General features: G+C 61.9%; 19 protein-coding genes and 1 riboswitch. Of the genes, 6 read left to right on the plus strand and 13 right to left on the minus strand.

Annotated elements, in window-relative coordinates; translation table 11 throughout:
- Nucleotides 1-328: 328 nt before the first annotated feature.
- Nucleotides 329-3,352: an FAD-binding and (Fe-S)-binding domain-containing protein gene (locus FB481_RS17885; protein ID WP_147177222.1), complete on the minus strand. Its 3,024-nt coding sequence runs from the start codon at nt 3,350-3,352 to the stop codon at nt 329-331.
- A 127-nt stretch (nt 3,353-3,479) separates the two neighbouring features.
- On the opposite strand from FB481_RS17885, the gene FB481_RS17890 reads away from it, so the two are divergent.
- A complete protein-coding gene (locus FB481_RS17890; protein WP_147177223.1) occupies nt 3,480-4,382 on the plus strand; it encodes a LysR substrate-binding domain-containing protein in 903 nt (300 codons plus the stop codon).
- A gap of 135 nt (nt 4,383-4,517) precedes the next feature.
- On the opposite strand, the gene FB481_RS17895 is transcribed toward FB481_RS17890, so the two are convergent.
- Entirely contained in the window at nt 4,518-5,729 is a 1,212-nt protein-coding gene (locus tag FB481_RS17895; RefSeq protein ID WP_147177224.1) for a PrpF domain-containing protein, read from the minus strand.
- A 205-nt stretch (nt 5,730-5,934) separates the two neighbouring features.
- Between FB481_RS17895 and FB481_RS17900 the strand changes: the two genes are divergently transcribed.
- On the plus strand, nt 5,935-8,055 hold the full coding sequence (locus FB481_RS17900) for a CHASE2 domain-containing protein (protein ID WP_147177225.1): 2,121 nt from the start codon (nt 5,935-5,937) through the stop codon (nt 8,053-8,055).
- A gap of 4 nt (nt 8,056-8,059) precedes the next feature.
- On the opposite strand, the gene FB481_RS17905 is transcribed toward FB481_RS17900, so the two are convergent.
- Nucleotides 8,060-8,656, minus strand: a complete 597-nt coding sequence (locus FB481_RS17905) for an OmpA family protein (RefSeq protein WP_093505930.1) — start codon at nt 8,654-8,656, stop codon at nt 8,060-8,062.
- Nucleotides 8,657-8,662: 6 nt separating this feature from the next.
- A complete protein-coding gene (locus FB481_RS17910; RefSeq protein ID WP_244154187.1) occupies nt 8,663-9,016 on the minus strand; it encodes a FecR domain-containing protein in 354 nt (117 codons plus the stop codon).
- Nucleotides 9,017-9,232: 216 nt separating this feature from the next.
- Between FB481_RS17910 and FB481_RS17915 the strand changes: the two genes are divergently transcribed.
- Complete coding sequence (locus tag FB481_RS17915; protein ID WP_093505933.1) at nt 9,233-11,326, plus strand: HD domain-containing phosphohydrolase; 2,094 nt, start codon at nt 9,233-9,235, stop codon at nt 11,324-11,326.
- Between the two features lie 15 nt (nt 11,327-11,341).
- Here the strand turns inward: FB481_RS17915 and FB481_RS17920 are convergent, their stop codons facing one another.
- From FB481_RS17920 to FB481_RS17940, 5 genes are all read right to left on the minus strand, one after another.
- Nucleotides 11,342-12,625, minus strand: a complete 1,284-nt coding sequence (locus FB481_RS17920) for an arsenic transporter (protein ID WP_093505935.1) — start codon at nt 12,623-12,625, stop codon at nt 11,342-11,344.
- A gap of 80 nt (nt 12,626-12,705) precedes the next feature.
- Nucleotides 12,706-13,269, minus strand: a complete 564-nt coding sequence (locus FB481_RS17925; protein ID WP_093505937.1) for an arsinothricin resistance N-acetyltransferase ArsN1 family B — start codon at nt 13,267-13,269, stop codon at nt 12,706-12,708.
- Between the two features lie 11 nt (nt 13,270-13,280).
- Nucleotides 13,281-13,982, minus strand: coding sequence for an arsenical resistance protein ArsH (arsH, locus tag FB481_RS17930; RefSeq protein ID WP_013790365.1), 702 nt, complete (start codon nt 13,980-13,982; stop codon nt 13,281-13,283).
- 11 nt (nt 13,983-13,993) lie between these two features.
- Nucleotides 13,994-14,464 (minus strand): arsenate reductase ArsC, encoded by a 471-nt coding sequence (locus FB481_RS17935; protein WP_013790364.1) that lies wholly within the window; start codon nt 14,462-14,464, stop codon nt 13,994-13,996.
- Nucleotides 14,465-14,521: 57 nt separating this feature from the next.
- Complete coding sequence (locus FB481_RS17940; RefSeq protein WP_093505939.1) at nt 14,522-14,869, minus strand: metalloregulator ArsR/SmtB family transcription factor; 348 nt, start codon at nt 14,867-14,869, stop codon at nt 14,522-14,524.
- A 208-nt stretch (nt 14,870-15,077) separates the two neighbouring features.
- Between FB481_RS17940 and FB481_RS17945 the strand changes: the two genes are divergently transcribed.
- From FB481_RS17945 to FB481_RS17955, 3 genes are all read left to right on the plus strand, one after another.
- Nucleotides 15,078-15,419 carry a helix-turn-helix transcriptional regulator gene (locus FB481_RS17945; RefSeq protein WP_013790362.1) on the plus strand — a complete coding sequence of 114 codons (342 nt, stop codon included), beginning with the start codon at nt 15,078-15,080 and terminating at the stop codon, nt 15,417-15,419.
- Between the two features lie 42 nt (nt 15,420-15,461).
- Nucleotides 15,462-16,541 (plus strand): NAD(P)/FAD-dependent oxidoreductase, encoded by a 1,080-nt coding sequence (locus FB481_RS17950; protein WP_147177226.1) that lies wholly within the window; start codon nt 15,462-15,464, stop codon nt 16,539-16,541.
- A gap of 199 nt (nt 16,542-16,740) precedes the next feature.
- Nucleotides 16,741-18,360 (plus strand): methyl-accepting chemotaxis protein, encoded by a 1,620-nt coding sequence (locus FB481_RS17955; protein ID WP_147177227.1) that lies wholly within the window; start codon nt 16,741-16,743, stop codon nt 18,358-18,360.
- A gap of 80 nt (nt 18,361-18,440) precedes the next feature.
- Here the strand turns inward: FB481_RS17955 and FB481_RS17960 are convergent, their stop codons facing one another.
- From FB481_RS17960 to FB481_RS17975, 4 genes are all read right to left on the minus strand, one after another.
- Entirely contained in the window at nt 18,441-19,346 is a 906-nt protein-coding gene (locus tag FB481_RS17960; protein ID WP_256662769.1) for a hypothetical protein, read from the minus strand.
- Between the two features lie 3 nt (nt 19,347-19,349).
- Nucleotides 19,350-19,916, minus strand: coding sequence for a manganese efflux pump MntP (gene mntP / locus FB481_RS17965; RefSeq protein WP_093505943.1), 567 nt, complete (start codon nt 19,914-19,916; stop codon nt 19,350-19,352).
- Between the two features lie 8 nt (nt 19,917-19,924).
- Nucleotides 19,925-20,089: riboswitch (yybP-ykoY riboswitch) on the minus strand.
- A gap of 723 nt (nt 20,090-20,812) precedes the next feature.
- Nucleotides 20,813-21,802, minus strand: coding sequence for a diguanylate cyclase (locus FB481_RS17970; RefSeq protein WP_147177228.1), 990 nt, complete (start codon nt 21,800-21,802; stop codon nt 20,813-20,815).
- Nucleotides 21,803-21,806: 4 nt separating this feature from the next.
- On the minus strand, nt 21,807-25,889 hold the full coding sequence (locus FB481_RS17975; protein ID WP_147177229.1) for a CHASE domain-containing protein: 4,083 nt from the start codon (nt 25,887-25,889) through the stop codon (nt 21,807-21,809).
- Nucleotides 25,890-25,947: the final 58 nt, after the last annotated feature.

The raw sequence follows: 25,947 nt of genomic DNA on the forward strand, positions 1-25,947 counted from the left end.
GCTTAGAACCTGTTCAAAGTTTGCTGCGCGTCGGCACTGCGGCGTTAAAAACAGGCTGGATTGCCAGCGCAGTCGGACTGCTCATTTACAGCTCGTAAAGTCGAGCGCGACTCCGACCGGTCCTCGCTTGTTTTTGCGGGGCCGCCTAGGCCTTGCATTGCTCTAGCTCGCGAGACTTTGAACAGGCTCTTAGACCGTAGGATGGGTGAAACCCATCAATTCTACGACTGCACTCTCTCGTGGGAGCGGGCCGTGCCCGCGAAAATTCCAGCCCTGCAGCGATGCTCCCTGCCCTACCTAGCCACAGGAATCGCCACTACTCCTCCTCCTACTGCAGATGCTCCAGCAATGCCTGGATCGGGTGGCGCAACGTGGCGCTCTTCAGGCGTGCCACCTGACTGCGGCACGAATAACCGGTCGCCAGGGGCTCGGCGGCGGCGCCGGAATTCAGTGCAGGTCCCCAGGACTGGGCGAAGATCGTCCGCGAGGTTTCCAGGTTGCGCGCCTCGTGCCCGTAGGTGCCGGACATGCCGCAACAACCGGTGGCCTCGGCCGACACCTGCAGCCCGGCCTGCTCGAACACCTTCACCCACATCGCCGCACTCGGCGCCGCGTTGGTCTTCTCGGTGCAGTGGCCCAGCAACCGGAACGCCACGTTCTTGGCCGCCAGCTTGGGCTGGCCGTCGAGGGCCTTGAGCAGCCATTCCTGGGGCAGCAGCACGTCCGGGCATTGCAGGCCGGCGATCTTGCGGTATTCCTGGCGGTAAACCAGGGTCATTGCCGGATCCAGCCCCACCAGCGGGATGTCGAAGCCGGCCAGCGCCTGCAGGCCTTTCGCGGTGCGCCGTGCGGTGCGTTCGAAGGCCGGCAGAAAGCCCTGCACGTGCAGCGGCTTACCGTTGGCCATAAACGGCGCCAGCCATACGCGATAGCCCATCCGGCTGGCCAGTTCGATGAAGGCGGCGAACACCGGCGTCTCGAAATAGCGGGTAAAGGCGTCCTGCACCAGGATCAGGCTCTTGCCCCGCTGCGCCGCGCTCAGCCGCGCCAGCTCGGCCGGCGTGGCGGTCGCCAGGCGATGGCGCGCCGCCAGGGCCTTGAAGTCGAAATCGCTGAGCAGCGGGCTGTCGACCATGCCGATGTGCTCGGCCAGCAGGCGCGTCACCAGGGGCGAACCCATCACTCCGTTGTACAGCCGCGGCATGCGGGCGAACAGCGGCAGGCTGAATTCCAGCGAGCCGATCAGATAGTCGCGCAGCGGGCGCAGGTAACGCTGGTGGTAGCGCTCCAGGAAGCGCGAGCGAAACTCCGGCACGTTGACCTTCACCGGGCACTGCCCTGCGCAGGACTTGCACGCCAGGCAGCCGGCCATCGCCTCGTAGACCTCGTGGGAAAAGTCGTCATCGCCTGCGCGGGAATGGCGCCAGCGACTCGGCAGGCTGCGCAGGAAATCCAGCGGGCCGCTGGCGATCGGCGCCAGCACGTCCACGCCGGCCTGGCCCTGCAGGCGCAGCCACTCGCGCACCAGCGAGGCCCGGCCCTTCGGCGAATGCACGCGCTGGCGCGTGGCCTTCCAGGACGGGCACATGGCGTCGTCCGGGTCGAAGTTGTAGCAGGCGCCGTTGCCGTTGCAGTGCACCGCGGTGCCGTAGCTCTGCCACACACGCTCGTCGATCTGCCGGTCGAGGTCGCCGCGCAGGGTCACTTCGTCGATCTTCAGCAGCGCCTCGTCACTGCCCAGGGGCGTGGCGATCTTGCCGGGGTTCAGCTGGTTGTAGGGGTCGAACGCGGCCTTGAGTGCCTGCAGCGAGAGATACAGCTCACCGAAGAACGCCGGCGCGTATTCCGAGCGCACGCCCTTGCCGTGCTCGCCCCACAGCAGACCGCCGTAGCGCTGGGTCAGGGCCGCCACCGCATCGGAGATCGGACGGATGGCCGCGGCCTGCTTCGGATCCTTCATGTCCAGCGCCGGGCGCACGTGCAGCACGCCGGCGTCGACGTGGCCGAACATGCCGTAGGTCAGGCCGTGGCCGTCGAGCAGCGCGCGGAATTCGGCGATGAAGTCGGCGAGGTTTTCCGGCGGCACCGCCGTGTCCTCGACGAATGGCTGCGGTCGCACCTCGCCGTCGACGTTGCCGAGCAAGCCCACCGCGCGCTTGCGCATCGCGTAGACCCGCGACACCGCCGCCCGCCCGCTGGCCAGAGTGTGGCCGAGGCGCACCACGCTGGTGTCCTGCTGAATATGCTGGATGAAGCGCTCGACGCGGCCGTTGACCTCATCGGGGTCATCGCCGCTGAATTCCACCAGGTTGATGCCCAGGGTCGGCCGCTGGGGGTCTTCGGGGAAGTACTCGGCGACGCCGTGCCAGACGATGTCGTTCATCGCCAGCAGCAGCACCTTGGAATCCACGGTCTCGATGGACAGCGGCTGCAGGGTGATCAGGTTGCGCGCATCGCGCAGCGCGTCCATGAAGCCGGCATAGCGCACGTTGACCAGCACCGAGTACTGGGGAATTGGCAGCACGTTGAGACGCGCCTCGACGATGAAACCCAGGGAGCCCTCGGAGCCGCACAGCACGCTGTTGAGGTTGAAGCGCCCGTCCGCCTCGCGCAGGTGCGCCAGGTCGTAGCCGGTCAGGCAGCGGTTGAGCTTCGGAAAGGTCGCCTCGATCAACGCCGCCTTCTCGCGCTGGATCTGCTCGGCGCACTGGTACACCTGGCCGGTGCGGTCGCTGCGGGCCAGCTGTTCGCTGAGGGTCGACTCACTCAACGGATGGCTGTGCAGGCGTTCGCCGCCGAGCAGGATGGTGGTCAGCTCCAGCACGTGGTCACGGGTCTTGCCGTAGGTGCAGCTGCCCTGGCCGCTGGCGTCGGTGTTGATCATGCCGCCGATGGTCGCGCGGTTGGAGGTCGACAGCTCCGGCGCGAAGAACAGCCCGTGGGGCTTGAGCGCGGCGTTGAGCTGGTCCTTGACCACCCCGGCCTGCACCCGCACCCAGCGCTCCCCGGCATTGATCTCCAGGATGCGGTTCATGTGCCGCGACAGGTCGACCACCACCCCATCGGTGAGCGACTGGCCATTGGTACCGGTGCCGCCGCCCCGTGGCGTCAGCTTGACGCTGCGGTGCGCAGGCTCGCTGACCACTCGCGCCAGCACCTGCACGTCGTCCTCGTTGAGGGGGAACACCGCCGCCTGGGGCTGACGCTGGTAGATGGAGTTGTCGGTCGCCAGCACGGTGCGGCTGGCGTGGTCACGAGCGATCTCGCCGCGAAAGCCGGCGGCGCCGAGCGCGTCGAGAAAGGCCAGGTAAAGGGCCTGGGTCGGTTGTGGAACACTCAGGTTGGCGATCATCGGTTATCTCCCATTGAGCTACACGCCTCTAACGGGCGATTACATCAGGCGGTTAATAGCGAGCATTTTCGAGAGTGCATGCCTGTGCTACAAGGGTATTCGCCGTAGCAACCCATGAGTTTTACGAATGAATCTGCGCAGACTGACGCCGTCGATGTCCCTGCTGCTGGCCTTCGAGTCGGCGGCGCGCCACCAGAGCTATACCCGCGCCGCCGCCGAACTGTCGCTGACCCAGAGCGCAGTGAGCCGCCAGGTGCAGGCGCTGGAAGCCTTCCTGGGCATCACCCTGTTCCAACGCGAAGGCCGCAACGTGGTGCTCACCGACGTGGGCCGGCTGTACGCCGACACGCTGTCCGACGCCCTGGCGCGCATTCGCAACGCGACGCTGCAGGCCATCGACTACGGCTCCGGTGGCGGCACCCTGCGCCTGGCGCTGCTGCCGACCTTCGGCTCGAAATGGCTGCTGCCGCGGCTGCACGAGTTCTACGCCGCCAACCCGGGCGTACAGGTGCACATCCATTCGCGTATCCACGCCGACTTCAGCGACGGTCAGCTCGACGGCGCGATCTGCGTGGGTGACGGCGCCTGGCCGGAACTGGTGGCCCACCCGCTGCTCGAGGAATCCATGGTGCTGATCGCCAGCCCGGCGATTCTCGCGGCCGGCGAGCCGCTGACGCCCGAGCTGGCGGCCAGGCAGTTGCTGCTACAGGTGGCCAGCCACCCGCCGATGTGGTCGACCTGGTTCGCTCGGCATGGGGTGAACAGCGGGCAGTTGCAGGACGGCCCCAACTTCGAGTTGACCTCGCACCTGATCCAGGCCGTGCGCGCCGGTATCGGCGTCGGCCTGGTGCCCCAGGTGCTGGTCGAGGAAGAACTGCGCCAGGGCCAGCTGCGCACCACCGGCACACCGGTTGCCAGTGGCCGCACCTACTTTCTCGCCTACCCCAAACGCAATGTCGTGCTGCCGGCGCTGGGCGTGTTCCGGCAGTGGCTGCTCGATGGTGTGGCCAATGCTGGCGAGTTTGGCTGAGTCAGCAATTCCGCCAGCCATCACCAATATAATGATCAGCACGCTACAAGGCTCTGACTCAGCAATGAACAATGCCCATATACAGGCGCAGGCCTTGTCTCACGAAGATCCAGCCGGTCGTTCGCCCCGGGCGCCTTACATCAGCGCTTCCAGCGCCGCGACCAACTCCTCAGAAGCGTTGTACAGCGGCACATGCCCACGCTGCAGCACCTGGGCGCTGCGTCGGTAGGCCACGGTTCTGACTTCCAGCCCGGCGCCAGCATCGCGGGCCACCACCGTGGCGTCGAGGATGCCGGCAGGGTTTTCCATGGCCACGGCGTATTCGGCGAATTGCTCGCCGACCTGCGGTGTAGCGGCGGCCAGGCGGGCGGCGACGGTGCCCGGTATCAAGGTGGCAGCGGCCAGGCAGCAGCCGCCGGACACAGCCATGGAGGCGTGAAGCGTCTGCGGGGTGAAGTAGCGCACCGAGAGCGTGCCGCCGTTCGCGGCCGGGCCGATGATGCACACCTTGGGGATGGTCTCGCTGCGGCTGATCTCCTCGCGGCTCATCGGCTCGCCACTGCGTTTTTTCAGGCCCATGCGCAGCCCCGCCTCGATCCACACTTCGCGCAGCGCCTGCATGAAGGCGCTATCGGCCTCCAGCTCGACGAGCGGCTCGCGTGCCGTCTTGCCGAAGGATGCTGCGTCGATGATCACCATCGGCACCGCCACATCCACGCAGGACACCGGGTGGCCGAGAATCTCGTCGAGCGCATTGCCGGTCGGCAGCAAGGCACCGGTCTTGGCGCCGACCGGGTGATGCAGGAACAGGTCCACACCTGGAAACTGCCCCGGCACACCGGGAATCGCCACCTTGCGCAGCGCTTTGTCGGCATCGCGCAGCACCCGCCCGGTGGTGATCACACCGGTGTTGGTGTTGCGGATATCGATCTCGAAATCACCGTTCGCGCCGTCAGCCAGACCCATGTCCAGCGCCCACAACGGTAGTGCCGACGACATGTTCCCGCAGTTCACGCTCCAGTCGATGGCCGGATGGCTGGCGGCCAGTTGCGCCAGAGTGCTGACCAGGCGCAGCTTGCCCTCGACGTTTTCCAACTCGACGAAGAACACCTTGTTACTGGTCGCCGGGCCACGACCCAGGCCGGTGAGCTGGCGGTTACCGGGCGCCTCGCCTTCTAGCGGCACGCCCATCAGGTGGCGCAGCAGTTCCTCGCGCAGGACGATGTCCTGGGGCGCGACGCGCTCGTCGATCACCAACCCTGTGGAGGTGCCGCCGCGCATGAAGTGCACGGGAAAGTCCACCACGCCACAGTCCATGCGGATGCCTGTCGGGAGGGGCTTATTCATTGCGCGTACTCCTGCTGCGGTAGGCGATTGTTCGAATGTTTCGCTATTCGGGCCGGCCGCCCCTGAAGCACAATCCCGTATCACAGGCGGCAGCCGGCGATACTTTAAACCTCACAGCAGCCCCCTGCATGCCTGATGGCCTCGAAGTGCTACGCTCGCTCAGCCCTGTAGCATGCCCTTCTGCCCTTCACCACTCGGAGCGCTCGTGCCCAGACCTCGCTTGATTTTTTCCGGCGGCGCCTTCTGCCTGGCCATGCTGCTGGGCCTTTGCGTGGTGTTTCTGCTCGACCCAATGCCGGTACAGAAGGCACGCCACGCGGTGTTCGATCAGTACCAACGCTTGCAGCCGCGGCCTTATCAGGACGCGCCGGTGCGGGTGGTCGACCTGGATGAGGAAAGCCTCAAGCGTATCGGCCAGTGGCCCTGGCCGCGTACCCAGGTGGCAGACATGGTACAGCGCCTCGAGCAGGCCGGCGCGGCGGCGGTGGTGTTCGACGTGCTGTTCGCCGAGCCTGACCGCACCTCGCCCGAGCAACTGCTGCGCGGCAACCTGCTGCCGCCGACGCTGGCCACCCAACTGGCCGCCCTGCCAGACCATGACGAACAATTCGCCGAGGTGCTCAAACGCAGCAATGTCGTGCTCGGTTTCGCCGCCGAGCAAAGCCCCCGCGATGGCGGACCGCCAATGAGCCGCTTTGGCCTGGTACAACAAGGCCCCTCGCCACTGGCTTTCGTGCCCGGTTTCCAGGGCGCCGCGCGGCCACTGCCACAACTGGAACAGGCCGCCCGCGGGCTTGGCGCCATGACCTTCAGGCCCGACGCCGATGGCGTGGTGCGGCGGGTTCCGCTGTTCGTGTCGCTGAACGGCGAGTTGCGCCCCTCGCTGGTGGCCGAAGCCCTGCGGGTGGCGCAGCGCACCGGGCGCTACCGGCTGATCAGCAGCGACTCGGGCGTGCAGCGCGTGGATATCGGCCGCGTGCAGATTCCCACCGCAGCCAGTGGCGAGCTGTGGGTGTATTTCACTCGGCCCCAGGCGAGCCGCAGCATTCCCGCCTGGCAGGTGCTGGACGGCTCGGCGCCGCCGGTAGAAGGCAGCATCATCCTGGTCGGCACCTCGGCCCAGGGTCTGCAGGATCTGCGTTTCAGTCCCCTGGGCGGGATCATTCCCGGCGTCGAGGTGCATGCCCAGACGCTGGAGCAGGTACTGACCGACACCCTGCTGCTGCGCCCCGGCTGGGCCACGGCGGTGGAAGGCCTGGCCCTACTGCTGGGCGGCCTGGCGCTGGGTTTGCTGGGGCTGTACGCACGGGCCCTGTTGTCGGCGCTGCTGATGCTGGCCCTGGTAGCGGTGCTGAATGCGGCGGCCTGGTACGGCTTCGTGGCGCACCGGGTGCTGCTGGATCTGTTCACGCCATCCATCGGCCTGCTGCTGGTCTACGGCGCTGCCAGCATCGTGCGCCATATGGCCGCCGAGCGGGAGCAACGCTGGATCCAGGAAGCCTTCTCGCGCTACGTGTCGCCCAACCTGGTCAATCATCTGGTCGCCCACCCTGAACAACTGGCGCTCGGCGGGCAGCGGCAAAGCTGCAGCTTCGTGTTCACCGATATCACCGGCTTCACCACGATGATGGAGCGTCAGAAACCGGAAGCGGCGGTCAGCCTGCTCAACGATTACCTGGAACAGGTGATCGGCATCGCCTTTCGCCATGAGGGCACCCTGGATCGCATCGTCGGCGACGCGGTGGCGATCATGTTCTCGGCGCCGATCCCCCAGGCCGACCACCAACGCCGTGCCCTGGCCTGCGCCCTGGAGATCAACCGTTTCGCCCAGGGGTACGTCGCCGCCCTGAGCGAGCGCGGCATCACCTTTGGCCACACGCGCATCGCCGTGCACAGCGGTGAGGTAGTGGTCGGCAACTTCGGTGGCTCGGTGATCTTCGATTACCGCGCCCTCGGTGACCCGGTGAACACCACCTCGCGCCTGGAGAGCCTGAACGGCCAGGTCGGCACCCTGCTCTGCGTGTCCAGCGCGATCCGCGAGCACTGCCCCGAGGTGCCGATGCGCCCGGTCGGCGAGGTATTGCTCAAGGGCAAGGCCGAGGCCGTCGCAGTGTTCGAGCCATTGGAAGCCATGGCCGTGCCGATGAATGACAGTGATGAGGATTACGAAGCGGCCTACCACCTGCTGGCAAGCCGCGCGCCCGAGGCACTGGCGGCGTTCGAGGCGCTGGCTGCGCAGCGCCCCAAAGATGGACTGGTGGCCTATCACCTGCAGCGCCTGCGCAGTGGCGAGCACGGCAACCGGTTGGTGATGGCCAGCAAGTAAGACCTCAGCGGATGGTGATTTCCACCCGGCGGTTGGCAGGCTCCGGCGTGTTGTCCGGGGTTTTCACCAGCAGGTTGCCTTCGCCGTGGGAGGTCACCACCAGCTCAATCGCCTGCAGGCCGTTATCCTGCAGCTGTCGGGCGATGGCCCGGGCACGTAGCAGGCCCAGATCCTCGTTATCGATCTTGCTGCCGACGGTGTCGGTATGACCGATCACCGAAACCGCCGACGGCCCGCGGTCACGCACGGTCTGCAGGATCTCGGGGATCTCCGCCTGGGATTTCGCGGTCAGCTTGGCACCGCCAGTCCTGAAATACAGCAGGTAGCTTTTCGGCAGTGCTGGCTGAGCGGCGCGGGCGGCAGAGAAATCCTTCTCGACCCTGGGCTGCTCGACCTGGAACGGCGCGGCGCTGCTGCCATCGAGATTGACCGCATAACCTTTCTGGTCGACGCGGGTCATGCCCTTGTTGGTCTTGACCTCGATGGCGCCGGTACTGCCGTCCGGGCTTTCCACCAGCACCACGTAGGATTTCGACGCGCAGCCGCTGGCCAGCAGCGCGCAGAGCAACAGACCGATCAGGCGCAATGGATTGGCAAACATGCGAGCTCAATCCACCTTGACGAGAAAGTGCGTGCCGCGCACGCCAATGGTGCCGGTCGGGGTGTTGATCTCGACGGCCTGGGGCTTGAGCTTGGCGATGGTGCCGGAAATGTAATCCAGCGTGCCGTGGGTGATCTTGGCGCTCAGTTTCAGATCGTCCTGGGCCGGGTCGAAGATGAATTCGTCCAGAGTCAGCTCGCTGTTGGGGCCGAAGGACATCACCGTGTTGTCCTCCAGGGTCACGCCCATGGAGCCCGCCGGGCCGGTCTTCACCGTGCTGCCGACGTACAGCGGCGTGCCGATCGTCGCAGGCACCGTCGCGCCGTCGCGGATGACGCTAGCCTCACCCTGTACCTTCATCACGTAGCCGATCGACGAGCCAGGTTCCGCGGCGAAAAGTGAAGTAGCTAGCAATACGCCAGCAAGTGGCCATATCCTGAAAGGTGCAAACACAGTACTCTCCTTTTTTAATCTCATTCCCTGAGTCGAACTGAGCGTTGCACATCCAGCCGCAGCACCGTTGCCTGGTCGGATGGTACGTGAAATACGCGATGGGACCGTAGCGCAGGTTGCAGTATGTCATCAGGGCAAATCAAGCAGCGATTCCGACTGCGGTTCAGAAGCAGGAGCCTGGTCGTCGGCCTGTTCCTGCTCCTGCAGCTGGCGCCGCTGCTCGCCCTCACGCTGGGCGCTCCCTCGCTGCTGGTACTGGGCCTGTCCGTCGGCATCCTGCTGTGCACCATGCCGTTGGTGCTGGGCGGTATGCAGAGCATAGATCGCACCATCGATCTGTTGGTGCAGGACACACAAAAAATCCGCCAGATGGATTTCTCCGGTGAACTGCCGCCGGCCTCGCTGTTCGCCGAGATCGAGACGCTAAACCGCAACCACATCGAGATGAAGGACGCGCTGCAGAGCCAGACCCAGGCGCTGCAGGCTTCCCAGCTCAAGCTCGCCAGCCTGGTGGAGAACGGTCTGCTGCTGTCTTCGGAGCGCGACCGCGACGCGCTGCTGCGCCACATCCTCATGCAGGGCAAGCGCACCTGTAACGCCCAGGCGGCGACCATGTACCTGAAGACCGAGCACGGCACGCTGCGCTTCGCCCTGCGCTCGATGGACGATGAGCTGCCGACGGTCGAGATTCCCCTGCACGACCCGCATACCGGCCTGCCCAACGAGCGGCACGTGTCCACCTACGCGGCGCTGCACAACGAAACCGTGGTGATCGACGACGTATACGGCGAAAGCCGCTTCGATCTGAGCGGCACCCGCCGTTTCGACAGCGAGTCGGGCTTTCACACCGTGTCCATGCTTACCGTGCCCCTGGCGCCCCGCGGCGGCGAAGTGATCGGCGTGCTGCAGTTCATGAACGCCCTGGACGTCGAGACCGGCGAGGTCATCGCCTTCTCGCCGCCGGTGGTGGCCTTTATCGGCGCCCTCGCCTCCCAGGCCGCCGTGGCCCTGGAAAACCACAACCTGATCGATTCGCAGCGGGCGCTGATCGACGGCATGATCGAAATTCTCGCCGGCGCCATCGATGCCAAGAGCCCGTACACGGGCGCCCACTGCGAGCGTGTGCCGGAGCTGGCGATGATGCTCGCCGAAGCGGCCAGCGAGGTGAACGAAGGGCCGCTGGCCAATTTCCGCTTCACCACGGCAGATGAATGGCGCGAATTCCGTATCGGCGCCTGGCTGCACGACTGCGGCAAGATCACCACGCCCGAGCATGTGGTCGACAAGGCCACCAAGCTGGAAACCATCTACAACCGCATCCACGAGGTGCGCATGCGCTTCGAGGTACTCCTGCGCGATGCCCAGCTCGAGCGGCTGCAGCAACTGCTCGACGGCCAGGACCGCGCACAAGCCGACGCGCAGTACCAGGCGACGGCCCAGGCGCTGCAGGACGAATTCGCCTTTATCGCTGGCTGCAACATCGGCAGCGAGCTGATGAACCCTGAGCACGTCGGCACCCTGCAAAAGGCCGCCGAGCGCACCTGGCTCAGGCATTTCGATGATCGACTCGGCTTGTCCCACGGTGAATTGATGCACATGGCCGCGCTGCCCGCCGAGCCGCTACCGGCGCGCGAGCGGCTGCTGGCCGACAAGCCGCAGCACATCTTCCCGCGCCCGCAAACCAAGGACTTCGACCCCAAGTACGGCTTCCAGATCAGCGTGCCGGAGCACCTCTACAACCACGGCGAGCTCTACAACCTGAGCATCAGCAAGGGCACCCTGACCGCCGAAGAACGCTTCAAGATCAACGAGCACATCATCCAGACCATCGTCATGCTGGAAAACCTGCCGCTGCCCTCGAACCTCAAGCGCGTACCGGAATATGCCGGCACCCACCACGAAACCCTGCTCGGTACCGGATACCCGCGCAAGCTGGACAAGAGCCAGCTGTCGATCCCGGCGCGCATCATGGCCATTGCCGATATCTTCGAAGCGCTGACCGCCGCCGACCGACCCTACAAACAGGCCAAGACCCTCTCCGAATCCATCGAGATTCTCGCCCGGCTGCGCGACAAGGGGCATATCGATGCCGACCTGTTCGCCCTGTTCCTGCGCAGCGAAATGCCGATGCGCTACGCCGAACGCCACCTGCAGCCGGACCAGATCGACGCCATCGACATCGAGCGCTTCCTGCCAAGCGCCCAGCCCGTGATCTGATCACCGAGCACGCCGCTAGAGGCTCAGGCGCAACGCGAGCGCCGACAGGGTAACCAGCAGCACCGGCACCGTCAGCAAGGCGCCAACCTTGAAGTAGTAACCCCAGGTGATGCGCAGGCCCTTGCGCTGCAGCACATGCAGCCACAACAAGGTGGCGAGGCTGCCGATGGGCGTGATCTTGGGACCGAGGTCGCAGCCGATGATGTTGGCGTAGATCATCGCCTCGCGCACGATGCCGCTGCTCTGGCTCGCCTCGATGGACAGCGCGCCGATCAGCACGCTGGGCAGGTTGTTCATCACCGACGACAGCAACGCTGCCAGAAAGCCCGTGCCCAGGGCGGCTGCCCACAATCCCTGCTCGGCGAGCCGGTCGAGCAGCGTCGCCAGGTAGTGGCTCAGGCCGGCATTGCTCAGCCCGAACACCACCAGGTACATGCCCAGGGAGAAGATCACGATCTGCCAGGGCGCTTCGCGCATCACCCGGCGCGTCGAGATCACATGCCCCTTTGCCGCGACGGCAAGCAGCACCACCGCGCACAGCGCCGCGACGGCGCTGATCGGCACGCCCATGGGTTCGAGGGCGAAAATGCCGATCAGCAAGAAAGCCAGCACCCACCAGCCATAGATGAAGGTGGTGCGATCGCGAATGGCCTCGCTCGGGGCCTGTAGTTCGGTTGCCTGGTAGCTGGCCGGAATGCTGCGGCGAAAATACAGGTACAGCACCGCCAGGGTGGCCGCCACGCTGACCAGATTCACCGGCACCATCACCGCCGCATAGTCGGCCACGCCGAGCTTGAAGAAGTCGGCAGACACGATATTGACCAGGTTCGAGACCACCAGCGGCAGGCTGGCGGTATCGGCGATGAAGCCCGCGGCCATGACGAACGCCAGGGTCGCCGCGCTGGAAAAACGCAGCGCCACCAGCAGCGACATGACGATGGGCGTGAGAATCAGCGCCGCACCGTCATTGGCGAACACCGCGGAAACCGCAGCGCCCAGCAGCACCACGAAAGCGAACAGGCGCGGGCCGCTGCCACCGGCCCAGCGCGCTACATGCAGCGCCGCCCAGGTGAAAAAGCCGGCCTCGTCCAGCAGCAGGCTGATGATGATGATCGCCACGAACGCCGCCGTGGCATTCCACACCACCGCCCACACCGTGGGAATGTCCTGCAGAGATACCGCACCGACACCGAGCGCCAGAACCGCGCCAATCGTCGCGCTCCAGCCGACGCCGAGCCCTTTGGGTTGCCAGATGACCAGAACCAGTGTGAAGACGAATACGGCAGCCGCAACAAGCATCTAAATCTCCTGGCAGGAATCATCGAGTGGCGTATGGGATCACGCCGGCTTCATAGGTTTGCAATTGCACTAGACCGTTTTCAGCGAAAACCTTCGTCACGGCCTGCAAGGTAAGCAGCAAGAGTAATTGGCTCGCTCGGAGGCGCTGAAGTTTCGCCCTGCTCGAGTAGCCAGTAGCCCACGTCATGCCAGGCGCCATGTTTGTAGCCAACCCGCGGAAAGGTGCCGATGTGGCAGAAGCCGAGGCGCTCATGAAGCCCGATGCTGCCATCGTTCGGCAGGGCAATACCCGCATAGGCGCTGCGGTAGCCCATCGCTTGGAGCATCGGCAGCAGGACTTCATACAAACGCCGCCCAACGCCCTGGCGACGAGCATCTTCTGCAATGTACACCGTCACATCCACGGCCCAGCGGTACGCTGCCCGGGCGCGGTGCTGGCTGGCGTAGGCATAGCCGACCACGGCGCCTGCCTGCTCGGCGACCAGGTAGGGATAGGTCTCAAGCGTCGCCACAATCCGCCTACGCATATCCTCCAGTGACGGAGGGATCTCTTCGAACGAGATGGCGGTGTTCAGCACCACAGGTGAATAGATGGCCTGGATTGCCTCGGCATCCGACGCGGATGCCAGTCTCACGTCAATCACTCTACGGCACCTCAGATTGAACGCTGATTAACGCGGGCGGAAAGTTGTTCTGCGGTTTCCTTGCGCTCGGAGTAGCGATCTACAAGAAAGTCCTTCTGGTCGCGCAGCAACAGGGTGAACCTCATCAGTTCCTCCATCACATCGACCACCCGGTCGTAATAGGCAGACGGCTTCATCCGCCCCTCAGCGTCGAACTCCGTGAATGCCTTGGGTACCGAGGACTGGTTGGGGATGGTGAACATCCTCATCCAGCGCCCGAGTACGCGCAGCTGGTTGACCACGTTGAACGACTGCGACCCGCCACAAACCTGCATCACGGCGAGCGTCTTGCCCTGGCTGGGTCGAACCGCCCCCAACGCCAGCGGAATCCAGTCGATCTGCGCCTTGAATACCGCGGACATGGCGCCATGCCGCTCCGGCGAGCACCAGACCTGCCCTTCCGACCACATCACCAGGTCCCGCAGCTCCTGCACCTTGGGGTGCTCAACCGGTGCATCATCGGGCAGCGGCAGGCCCGATGGATCGAAGATACGGGTCTCGGCGCCAAAGTGTTGCAGCAGCCGCGCCGCTTCCTCGACCAACAGACGGCTGAAGCTGCGCTCACGGGTGGAGCCGTGCAGCAACAGGATGCGTGGTTTGTGAGCGCTGGGTGCGATCTGGAAGGAGAACTGGCCGATCAGGCTGTGTTCGAGGTTGGGAAGTTCAGTGGTCATGCAAGGAGTCCTCAGAATCGGCCAATGCGATCCAGCTCGCGCTTGAGTTCATCGCGGCTCAAGTCGGCAAAAGGCAGCGCCAGAAAAGCGCGGCAACGCCGTTCGATCTGCGCAAGCGTCGCCTTGAAGGCGGCTGAAATATCGGCGTCGTCACCCTGTACGTCGGAAGGATCTGCCAACCCCCAATGCGCCTTGAGCGCCGGGCCGAAGTAAACCGGGCATGCTTCACCCGCGGCCTTGTCGCACACGGTGATGACGATATCCGGCGGGTTCGCCTCGAAGGCATCGTTCCCCTTGCTGCTCAAGCCCGCGGTAGATATAGCTGCCTCTTGTAGCGTTTGCAGGCTGCGGGGTAGCACTTGCCCCCTGGGGAAACTACCGGCACTCACGGCCTCGAATCCCTGAGGTGCGATGTGGTTGAACATCGCCTCGGAAAGGATGCTCCGGCAACTATTGGCCGTGCACATAAAAAGCACTCGCATTACTGACTCCTGCCGCCATTGGCGGGCTTCAACGAAGGTTTCAAAAAACGGCAGGCCTCAGCAGCAACTGGCGGCGCGCTGCGGGCGTCCATCCATCGTGCTCAGCCGGGATGTGCTATCGCTCAGCCAGGCAGCGTTGCCTTCGCAGGTAATGCGCAGCACGTCCTTGAACCACTCAGGAAGGCCGGGATTGAGCCGGTAGTACACCCACTGCCCCTGCCGACGATCCAGCAGCACGCCGGCTGCTCGCAGCTGAGCCAGATGACGGCTGATCTTGGACTGATTGTCGTGTAGCGCACACATCAACTCGCAGACGCAAAGCTCGCCATGCTCGGCAATCAACAGGGTTGCGCGAGCCCTGGTCTCGTCTGCCAAACATTTGAAGGCTTCGGGTGGAGTCAGCATGGCAAATATACATACATGGAAAATCGAATATGCGGATATTCACATATATAGCCAACCCTTAGCTAGTGCGCCCTAAATATTGAAGAGATCGCGGCATCATGAGATGCATATGAGTGCGCCACAACGACCGCATCCAAGCCTGACCTACCGCTGCTTGTTAATAGGCACTCCTTTACATGTGCATACTTGCACACATATATTCACAACCATGAAAACAGCCGCCACTTCCCGAACCCAAGCCATCGAGGCTGCCGTCGCCTCGCTCGATAGTGCATTCTTCAAAGCTCTGTGCGAGCCGTCGCGAATAGCCGTTTTAAAGCGAGTCATGCTGTTGGGCCGCGCGGACGTGAGCGAAATCTCTGCAGGGCTCCCCCAAGAACGCTCGGTGGTTTCACGACATCTGCAGATACTGCTGGAGGCTGACATCGTTCGGGCAGCCAAGAGCGGCCGCCAAGTTTTCTACGAAGTGAATGGTTCTGCAATCATCACTCGGCTTGAGTCCATCCTTGATCACATCAAGAAAATTGCGCCGCACTGCTGCCCAAGTTAAGGGCCATTTTGCTCAAGCCATTATGTGTACAGGTACGCATATATGAACATTAAAAAACCGCAACTCGATGCGATCATCATTGGCGCAGGCCAGGCAGGCCTTGCTGCCGGACGGTTGCTACAGCAGCATGCCCTGAGATTCTTGATCATCGATGAACAAGGTGCACCAGGCGGAAACTGGCGAAATTACTACGAAAGCCTGCAGCTCTTTTCACCAGCTGAGTACTCTGCTCTTCCAGGGCAACCTTTCCCTGGCCCGCAAAAAAACTATCCGACCAGAGACCAGGTGGTGGCATACCTTGAGGGGTACGCAGAACATTTCCGACTGCCGATCCGCCAAGGCGCGCGAGTGGCGCATGTACGAACCCACCCTCAAGGATTCGAAGTACAAACTGCTAACGGCGAGAGCCTTTGCGCGAAGTCGGTGGTTGTCGCTTCTGGCGGGTTCAACAGACCGTACGTCCCGGACATCCCAGGCCTTGGCATGTTTGAAGGACGCATAATTCACAGCGCTCAGTATCGCAGTACATACCCTTTCCATGGCGAACGAGTTGTAGTGATCGGAGCAGCCAACTCGGCCGTTCAGATCGCTTACGAGCTTGCGAACGTTGCGGTGACCACCTTGGCGACAAGAGAAAAAATACGCTTTTTCCCTCAGCGGATGCTGGGAGTCGACTTTCATACATGGTTGAAATGGACCGGTTTTGGGAAAACGCGCTGGCTGACTGATCAAGGAACCCCTGTGCTTGATCAGGGCAAATATCGTCGGGCGATAAGGTCTGGCTTGCTGCAGCGCAAGCCTATGTTTACCCGCCTTACCTCAGATGGGGTCATATGGGCAGACGATCATCACGAAACCGTCGACAGCCTGATCTTCGCTACCGGTTTTCAGCCGAACATTTCCTTTCTAGATAACCTGCCAGTACGAGATCAGCATGGGCGCCTACTGCAGAAAAATGGGGTGGCTCAGACGCTACCGGGACTGTTCTTCGTTGGCTTGCCTCGACAACGTAACTTCGCGTCAGCCACGCTTCGAGGTGTAGGCCCCGATGCAGAATACATCCTTCCCCATCTGATACGACATCTAAAACAGGCTCAATCAAGTCAACGCTACGTTGGTTGATCGCTCACCATCCATGGCAAGTCCGACGCACTCGACCAGCTACTGAAACACTAAAAAGATGTTCCGGCCGGACGAGCTATCCAGCTGCTAGCGAGTGACCTAGCAGCCCGTCGGAAACGCACGCTGATATTTAAATATTCCCTGGGCAAGGTCGATAGCTCACTCAGGTCATCCACCTTCAACGCCCGGAATCTTTCCCATGAGCCTTAGAAATCTCAACCTTGCTCCACGCGCTGCCCTCTTCTTCGCACTGATCGTAGGGCTCGTTTTCGTGCTCGGTGTGGTCGCCGTTCTACAGATGGGAAAACTGCGCGATATCGAAATGGACGTTGAACAGAACTGGATGGCCAGTGTGCGCCAAACCGGGATCATGAACGCGGCTACGCTTCGGCTGAGGCTCGAAACCCAACGTGGCTTGGCTGATCCCAAAAGCATCCAGCGCACCATCGAAAGCTTTCCCGGGTACCGCAAGGCCTTAACGGATGCCGTCGCAAACTACGAGCCGCTTATCGCCAGCGATACCGAACGCACACTATTTAACGCAGTGAAGGGCAGCGCCGAGGCCTATGCCAAGCAGTTGGACCTGTTGGAACCCATGATGAGGGCTGGTGACATCGCCTCAGCTGTGAGTCTTGTCAGCACAGGCATCCGACCGCTGACAAACAAGATGGAAGAGCAGATCAAGGACCTCACCGACTTTAACGACAAGGGCGCAGAGCACGCCGGTCAAAACGCAGCTGAAATCTACTCGTCGGGTATGGCGCTTACTATCGCGATAGTGATCGCCGTGGTGCTGTTGACCATTGCTCTTGCAGCCCTGCTGGTCAGGAGCATTACAGCGCCGATAAACGATGCACTGACCGTTGCAGAACGAATCGCAGGCAGCAACCTGTCCAAAGAAGTGCACGTAAGCGGAACCGACGAAGCAGGCAGGCTGCTCAGGGCGCTCGCGCAGATGCAGCAGAACCTGCGCCATACGATCGTGCAGATCTCGGACTCTTCGACCCAGCTGGCTTCAGCCGCCGAGGAAATGACGGCGGTCACGGAGGCCTCCAGCCGCGGCATGGTCGCGCAGAATGACGAGGTCAATCAGGCCGCGACGGCCGTCACGGAAATGAGCGCTGCAGTGGATGAAGTAGCCCGCAACGCCGAGTCAGCCTCAGAAGAATCCAAGCGCACCCAGGGCTTCACCGAGGCCGGTTTGGAGCGAGTGTCGCAGACGCTGAAATCGATCCAGCGCCTGAGCGGCAACGTGGAACAGACGAGCGAACAGATCCAGGGGCTGTCGGATCGTGCGCAGAATATCTCCAAGGTCGTGGAAGTCATTCGCGGTATCGCAGAACAGACCAACCTCCTGGCCTTGAACGCCGCAATCGAAGCGGCCCGTGCTGGCGAACAGGGGCGCGGCTTCGCAGTGGTCGCTGACGAAGTCAGGGCATTGGCGCATCGCACCCAGATGTCGACCCAGGAAATCGAGCAGATGATTGCGGCCATTCAGACTGATTCCGAACACGCTGTTCAGGCGATGGGCACCAGCCGTGACCTGGCCAACCAATCCCTGGACATCGCGCAGGAGGCAAGCAGCTCCCTGGATCAAATCGCAACGGCGATCACCCACATCAATGAGCGCAACCTGCAGATTGCCACTGCATCTGAAGAGCAATCGCATGTTGCGCGTGAGGTGGATCAGAACCTTCTGCGTATTCGTGATCTTGCTTCGCAGAGCGCCGCAGGCGCCAGCCAAACAGCCAGCGCTTGCGGCGAGATGTCCCAGTTGGCCATCAATCTGAACCAGCTGGTGACTCGCTTCGTAGTCTGAGGCACGTCCAAGGCGGTTACTTTTGCCTGGGGCAGATACCTCCCAGGCAATGACATGCATGACCGAGCGGATGACGAGCGCTACTGAGCGTGATCGTCATCACCACCTGGCGGCGTGATCTCCAGGATTCGATCCCGGCCCCCCTCTGCAAGCAGGTAAGTGCCTTGGGGTGTAGGCGTAAGCATCTGGGGAGCCTTCAGGAAAGACAGTACGGTCTGCAGGCGCCCCTGTGAGTCGAGCAGCAGAAGACGCGCACGGTGCGTGGCGTCTTCGCCGATCCACAGTCCGCGCCGGTCGCACAGCAGGTACGTAGGTTGGTTCAGGTTGTCCAGTACGACAGGATCGCTTCCATCGTCGGTCAACTGACGTACCACGCCCTTCTGCTTTTCCGTGTAGAGCATCCTGCCATCGCCACAGCGCGTGACGGACTCCGCTTCGTCGAGGTGATCACGGACCGTCTCAAGGGCACCATCGCTCCACCGATAACGTAGCAGCCGCCCGTCCCCCTTGCGGTCCTCTATCGCATACAGGTAGTCACCGTCGTCCCACAAGCCTTGCACTTTCTGGCCCGTGAAGAGATCGGTGGATACGCCATCCTTGAAGTAACGCACCACCGCCCCTTCAGCTTCCTGGCTGTAAACCCAGCCTCCCCGAGCCGCTATCATGCCGTCGGGTTTGGACAGGTTGTTCAATAGGGTTTTCTGGCTGCCGTCAGGAGCTATCTGCACGATGCTCCCCTGTCCATGATCAAGCTCCTGCGACAGGATCAGTGCCCCATCTGCCAAGGGAATCAACGAGGCGACCTTGGGCAATCGATCATGGGCGACGCTATAACGCCAGCCCTCCGAAGCCTGTACCGGGTAGAAGTTCTGCCAGGCAAAAAATGCCAAAGCAGCTGCGATCAATAGCGCGCAGGCGCTAAGAGCGAAACGTACACGGCGAGCCCTGACGGTAGGCTGATTGTGTTCACGCATCACCTCGCTCATTGATCACACCGCTGACAGATGTTCAAAGAGGATGCCGGCGCCAACCAGCATCAACACTACACCACCAATGATCTCGGCACGTTTGCCGACGACGGTTCCCAAGACACGCCCAAGCATCACGCCAAGGGTCACCATCACCGCCGTAGCGACGCCGATGGCAGCTGCTGCAACCAAGATGTTGACGTCGACAAATGCCAGGCCTACGCCAACGGCGAGCGCATCGATGCTGGTCGCAAATGCCGTGACGGCCAGAACCCAGAAGGAGTGCTGGCCGGAACGCTCTTGCTCCTCTTCGTCCTCCTGCAAGCCGTTGTAGATCATATGAATACCAAGCAGCACGAGCAGCGTGAAGGCGATCCAGTGATCCCACTCCTCTGCGAAGCTGACGGCAGCTTGGCCGATGAACCAGCCGATGATGGGAGTGATGGCTTCGATGGCGCCAAAGATGAGGCCCGTGCGCAGGGCTTCGGTAAAGCGAGGTTTATGAAGGCTGGCGCCTTTGCCAATGGCTGCTGCAAAGGCGTCGGTCGACATCGCCAAGGCGAGGAACAGGAGAGAGATGGGATTCACGGTTAACTACCAGCCGGGCTATGAGTCAACGACACGTCCACACGCCCGACTTTAGGTGTGGATGCATCGTTGGTCTCGCCAACCGGCAGGTGTTCGTGCCACGGCATGTTGCCGATAATGTTGACACGAACGCTCTACGACCAAAGCCGTGAGCAGGCTACTCCCCAACAAGGGCGGCTACTATACTCAAAGTCATAGCCTGTAGAAAGCCTCATTGCGGCTACTCACGCGAGGCAGCTTTCACTAGTCTCAAGCCATCACATAGCCGGGAAGTGATCATTGCAAATCAGCGCGAAAGACCAGCAGATCCTGACAGGCTGAATCACGCCCGGAAAAGCGATTCATCCGACCTAGTGGCTCTACCTAATATCTCGGCTCTTCAAGGATCAGGATCAACCGACGCAAGGATGCAAAGCATGCTGCACCACACCCTCAAGTACGGTATTTGCCCAGACGAACTCGCCCGAGTTCTAGGCCTGGCGATGGACAAACACCGCCACACCCTGCTGGCAGTGCCTGGGGACATGAGGAACCTCAATGTCCCTCTGGAGAAACTTCTTGGCGCCATGGGTACAAAGCAGCTTCTCAATGAGCACGAGGTGACGGTTCTCAGGCATGGCGGGGAAAGAACAGTGCATCTTGTCTCGTTATGTGGCTGCAGTTCGTTTCAGTCGGGCTCGATAGTCCTGCCTTGGCTACCGCCGGACAACGTTGCCAAAGCGCGGGACAGGTACCCAAGCGCAGATACTTACTTCATCCCGAGCGATGGGCCAGGCGCGCCTTATCGGGCACCTGGTAGAGATGAGCTATCACGGTATCTGGCGACTTACCCCAACTCGAAAGCGATCTGAGCGAGGCCGGATCGCCTGTGGCCTGGCTTACGCGCCAGATGCATCTCAGCTGGAGCTCGCGGGACTGCCTGGTGCATCGAGCGCTTCTATAGCCTCGAAACGACTGCTGTTACGGCCGGATTGCTTGGCGGCATAGAGCGCCCTGTCTGCCACGCTGAGCAATTGCGCGGCGCCGAACAACAACCCCGGCGGGTTGGCTGATATATGATTCAGCAGGCTCCAGCCGGCGCTCTGTGCATCGAAACTCGCAACACCTACCGACACAGTCACAACGCCAAGCTCACTCGTCGCATGTGCAATGTTCAAGGCGCGTACATTTTCGATGACCTTGTCGGCAACCCGGCATGCGCCATCACGCGTGGTTTCGGGCAGCACGATCGCGAACTCCTCGCCCCCATACCGTGCCGCCAGGTCCATGGGGCGCTCTGCACAGCGAGCAAGCACGCGCGCCACCGCACTCAGGCATTCATCCCCCATCAGATGACTATAGTGGTCGTTGTAGCGCTTGAAGAAATCGATATCGAGCAGCAACAGAGAAAATGCACGCTGCGTGCGCAGCACCGACTGCCATTCGCGCTCGATCGACTGATCCAGCGCACGTCTGTTGGCCAGCCCCGTCATGCCGTCGGTCTGCGCCTGGCGGTTCAATCGGTCCATTGCCAGCTTCAGATGAAGATGGGTTTTGACCCGCGCGGCGACGATAGCAGGACGGATCGGCTTGCCGATGAAATCCACGGCGCCGAGCTCCAGCCCCTCCTCTTCCATGCTCGCTTCGGTATGGGCGGTGACGAAGATCACTGGAATGTTGCTGGTCGACGGGTCGCCTTTGAGAATGCGGCAGACCTCAAAGCCGCTGATGCCTGGCATCTGCGCGTCGAGCAGTATGAGGTCAGGCTGTTGCTGACGAGCCAACTCCACAGCCGCGTCGCCCTGGGTAGCAAACAAGACCTGTCCAAGCCCCGAGATGGCCTTGCTGAGGGCTCGGACAGCCGAAACATCATCGTCAACGATCAATATCGTCGTAGCGCGCTCCATCGTTCTAACGCTCCTTGCTCTTGGCACGGGCCTGGTCTAGTAACACCAGCGCCAACGCGTAATCCAGATTGTCGACTGCCTGCCAAATCTCGGCTACTTGAGAATCGCCTGCCATCTCGCGAATGGCGCTGGCAGCATGGGCAAAGCTGTCCAATGCGGCCATGTCGCGGTTGCGCAATTGTTCTTCAAGCATGGCGAGTGCCTGTTGCGCCTGGGTTTGATCGATATCGTCCACTGGCAACGAGGGTGCCTTATCCCGGAGCAGACGAGTGTGACCGTCCAGTTCGGCATAAGCGGCCAACAAGGCCTCGAGCGCAGGTCTTGTCGCCGCATCGGCCGCACCGTCACGCAGCAATTGCTCTACATTTCCCGCGCGGGCGGCGAGCTCCTTGGCTCCCAGCAACGCCGCGGTCCCACGCAGCTTGTGCAAGCGCGCTACCAACTCATGGGATGGCTGTGACAAGAGACGATGGTCAGCGAACTCCACGAAGTCCGCAAAGAACCGCTTCAGCGAAGACATGAAAAGAGCCTGATCATCTCCCAGTCGATTCGCGACATCCTGGCCATCAATTCCCGGGATACTTGGCCAATCGTCCGGGCCTTTGCTTGGCGAAGACAGTGCGAGTACCGGAAGCGGGCCCCCACGCTTGCGCTCCACAGCGAGGCGTAGGGCACGAATCAGGGCAGAAGGCTCCAGAGGCTTGGTCAGGAAATCATCCATGCCCGCCGCCTGGGCCTGCTGGCGCTCCTCGGCCATGGCGCCAGCGGTCAGGGCAAGCACAGGCAGGAGAGCCAACCCAAGATCGTCGCGTAGCCTACGGGTGGCTTCATAGCCATCCATTTCCGGCATCTGCACGTCCATCAGTACGGCATCGAAATGATCGGGCATCTGCTTGAGACGCTCGAGGGCCTCACGGCCATTGCTGCATGTCTGCACCTGGGCACCTTGCTGGGCGAGCAGCAAGCTGGCGACCTCGAGGTTGATGGCGCTGTCATCGACCAACAGTACCTCCATGCCCTCCAGCCAGCGGGCTACAGAAGTATCGAACTCGCTGGCGAGATTGATCCGCGTGGTATCGCCATCGCGATACACCAGGCACTCATTGACGGCATTGAACAAACGCGCACCGTCCACAGGGCTGGGTACTACTCGCTGCCAAGGCTCAAGGGGTTCGCGTTGCATGGCCAATTGCTGCGTCTGCTCCATGATCAACACCAGCGGCAGCCTCTCGCAGCCACAACGTTGCATCACCTGCCGCAGCAGCCGCACCTGGTCGAGAGAGGCAAGCAAAGCGTCCGGCAGGCGATGCTCCTGTGTGTCGGGCCGTTCCAGAAGCACCTGAAAATCGGTCGGACTTTCTACATGAGTCGTGCGCCAACCAAGGTCTTTAGCGATCCGAGTGAGTTGCTGAGTCTCACTCAGACCATCACTGAGCAGCCAGACATCGAGCGCTTTATCTGACCTAGCATGCTCGTCTGACTCACTCGCCATTTGCAGAGGCAAGTCGACAGTGAACTCGCTACCAGTACCCAACTGACTGTGCACGCCCACTCGCCCACCCATTTGCTCGGCAAGGCCACGCACCACCGACAGGCCCAAACCGGTTCCGCCGAACCGTCTGGTTGTAGAGGCATCAGCCTGCGTGAACGGTGAGAACAACTGCTCGGCAACGTCATGGGCAATACCACAGCCGGTATCAGCGACCGTGATATGCAGCCAGCAGCGAGCATCGCGTTGCTGGTCGCAGTCCAGTGTGACTTTCACGCTGCCTTTAGCGGTGAACTTGAGGGCGTTGCCGATCAGGTTCATGAGGATCTGATTGATTCGCAGCGCATCGCCCAGCAGTAAATTTGGCAGCGGCCCGGCCGTTTCGACGGTAAATTGCAGCCCCTTGAGTTCCGCCTGGGGGGTGAAGAGCTGGACGAGGTCATCCATCAACTGGCGTGGACTGAAAGGCGCATGCTCGAGTTTCATCGCCCCGGCTTCGATTTTCGCGATATCGAGAATATCGTTGATGATGCCCAGCAGCGACCGCCCAGCGATCTGCAATTTGCCAAGCAGCATGCGCTGCTGGTCGTCCAATGATGTGTTCTGCAGCAGGTGAGCGACACCAATTACCGCGTTCATTGGCGTGCGGATTTCGTGGCTCATATTGGCTAGGAACAGACTTTTTGCAGCGTTGGCAGCCTCTGCCTGAGCTTTGGCTGCGTGCAACTGCTCGCTGCTCTGTAGCCGCTCGGTTATGTCTTGAGCGATGCCCAGATAGCCGCTGAGCTCGCCCGAGTCCATGCGAATTGGCGTCACGACCATCGACACGGGGACCTGAGAGCCGTCCTTGCGGACATAGGTCCACTGGCGTGTTTCGGCCCCTTCCCTGTCAGGCTTGTAGCGAAACACATCCACATCTTCCAAAGGATCTCCATATTCTGCAGCGAGCTCCTCTACGCGCGCGCCTATTTCAGACTGAAGATGAAAGTCGAGAACACTCTTGCGGCCGATGGTTTCCTCTGCGCTGTAGCCAAGTAGCAGTTGCGCGCCGCGGTTGAAGACGATGATTTCGCCCTGCACATCGGTCGCGATGATCGACACTTCCGATGATGCGTCCAGCACCGTTTGCAACAGCCCGGCCACCCGAGACAGTTCGGCCGTGCGCTCGCTGACCTGCTGCTCCAACTCGGCATTGAATTCCATCAGATAACGCTGCACGCGCTTGCTGTCACTGATGTCGTGCATCATCTTGGCCGCGCCCAGGATCCGACCATCAGCCTCCCTGATGAAACTGCAGGTGATGGTCACGTCGATCAACCGTCCCGACTTGTGCAAGCGCTGAGTTTCCAACGGTGCCCCGCGGTCCCCCCGACCAATGCGTTCGAGCAACTCCTCATCTTCTGCGAGTCTCGAGGCAGGTACCAGCAGAGGTGCCAGCGGTCTGCCCAGCACTTCTGCCTCGGCATACCCGAACATCACCTCTGCGGCACGATTCCAGGTGATGATTCGGCCGTCGAGAGCCTCACCGATGATGGCATCACTGGAGTTCTCCACGATGGTGGCCAAGCGGCCCTGCTCAGCGGCTACTTGCTGCTTGCGTTGGCGAGCGACCAGCAAGGTGCCGACCAGACCGGTCAACAGAATGCTGGCCACCAGGCCAATCAGAAAAAAACGCCCAGGTGGCGTCGGGTCGACAGCATCGACGAAAAGCGGGTGCGCGCTTACCTCGATTCGCCAGAGACGGCCATAGACCTCGCGCTCGAATGAGCGGGTATGCAGCAGCTCAGGCTCGGGGCCGTCTTCCTGGGTCTCGTAGATCAGTTGCTCGCCAGCGGATGCCACATCGTAGAGTTTCAGATGCAGACGGTGGTCAGGCAGATTGAGGTTGCCCATCACCTCGCGCATGACCAAAGGCGCATAAGTCCAACCAATCGCCATGGCTTCTCGCTGCGACTCGGGAGGCATTTCCGGCGTGCTATAAACAGGCAGCAGGAACAGGAACGAGCTGAGCTTTTGGCCCGCATCCTGAAGAAGCGTTATCGGTGCTGTCAGCGTAGCCTGGCCGTTGCGCATCGAATCGACAGCAGCCCGCCGCCGCAAGGCCTCCGACGCGATGTCCAGCCCGATCGCCTGCGCATTGCGCTCGACAGGATCGATGAACTGAATGATGAAGCGCTCTCCTTCATGCGCCTTGAACTGCTTCACCTTGAAGTCGGGTTGTCCGCCACGGCGTATTTGCGCGACGTATTGAGCTTCATCGGCCGGCGCGACGCGACGAATGAAGCCAAAGCCACGGGCGCCCGGATATTCCTTATCCAGGTTACGACCGCGACTATAGCGGCGCATGAGATGGGTGCTGACATTGTTCGCATCGAGCATATGCACGGCGCCGCGCATGCCCCTGAGCCGGTATTCGTAGACGCGCAGGCGAGCTAACAGATCGTTTTCCAGCTCTCGGCTGGCATCGGTTAGCGCCCTCTCCACATGCTTGTCGACATCCTTGCTCTGCTCACGCTCGATCAGCCAACTGATGGTGATACCGACCGCCAGCACCAAAGCCATCCAGAGGGTGATGCGCGCAGGTGAGGAAACTTTCATTAGCTCGGGACTCTTGGTGGATCGGGTAGCTTGTCGATGGCTTCAGGCCTTGCCTAAG

The sequence above is a fragment of the Pseudomonas sp. AG1028 genome (assembly GCF_007993955.1).
Classification (GTDB): Bacteria; Pseudomonadota; Gammaproteobacteria; order Pseudomonadales; family Pseudomonadaceae; genus Aquipseudomonas; species Aquipseudomonas straminea.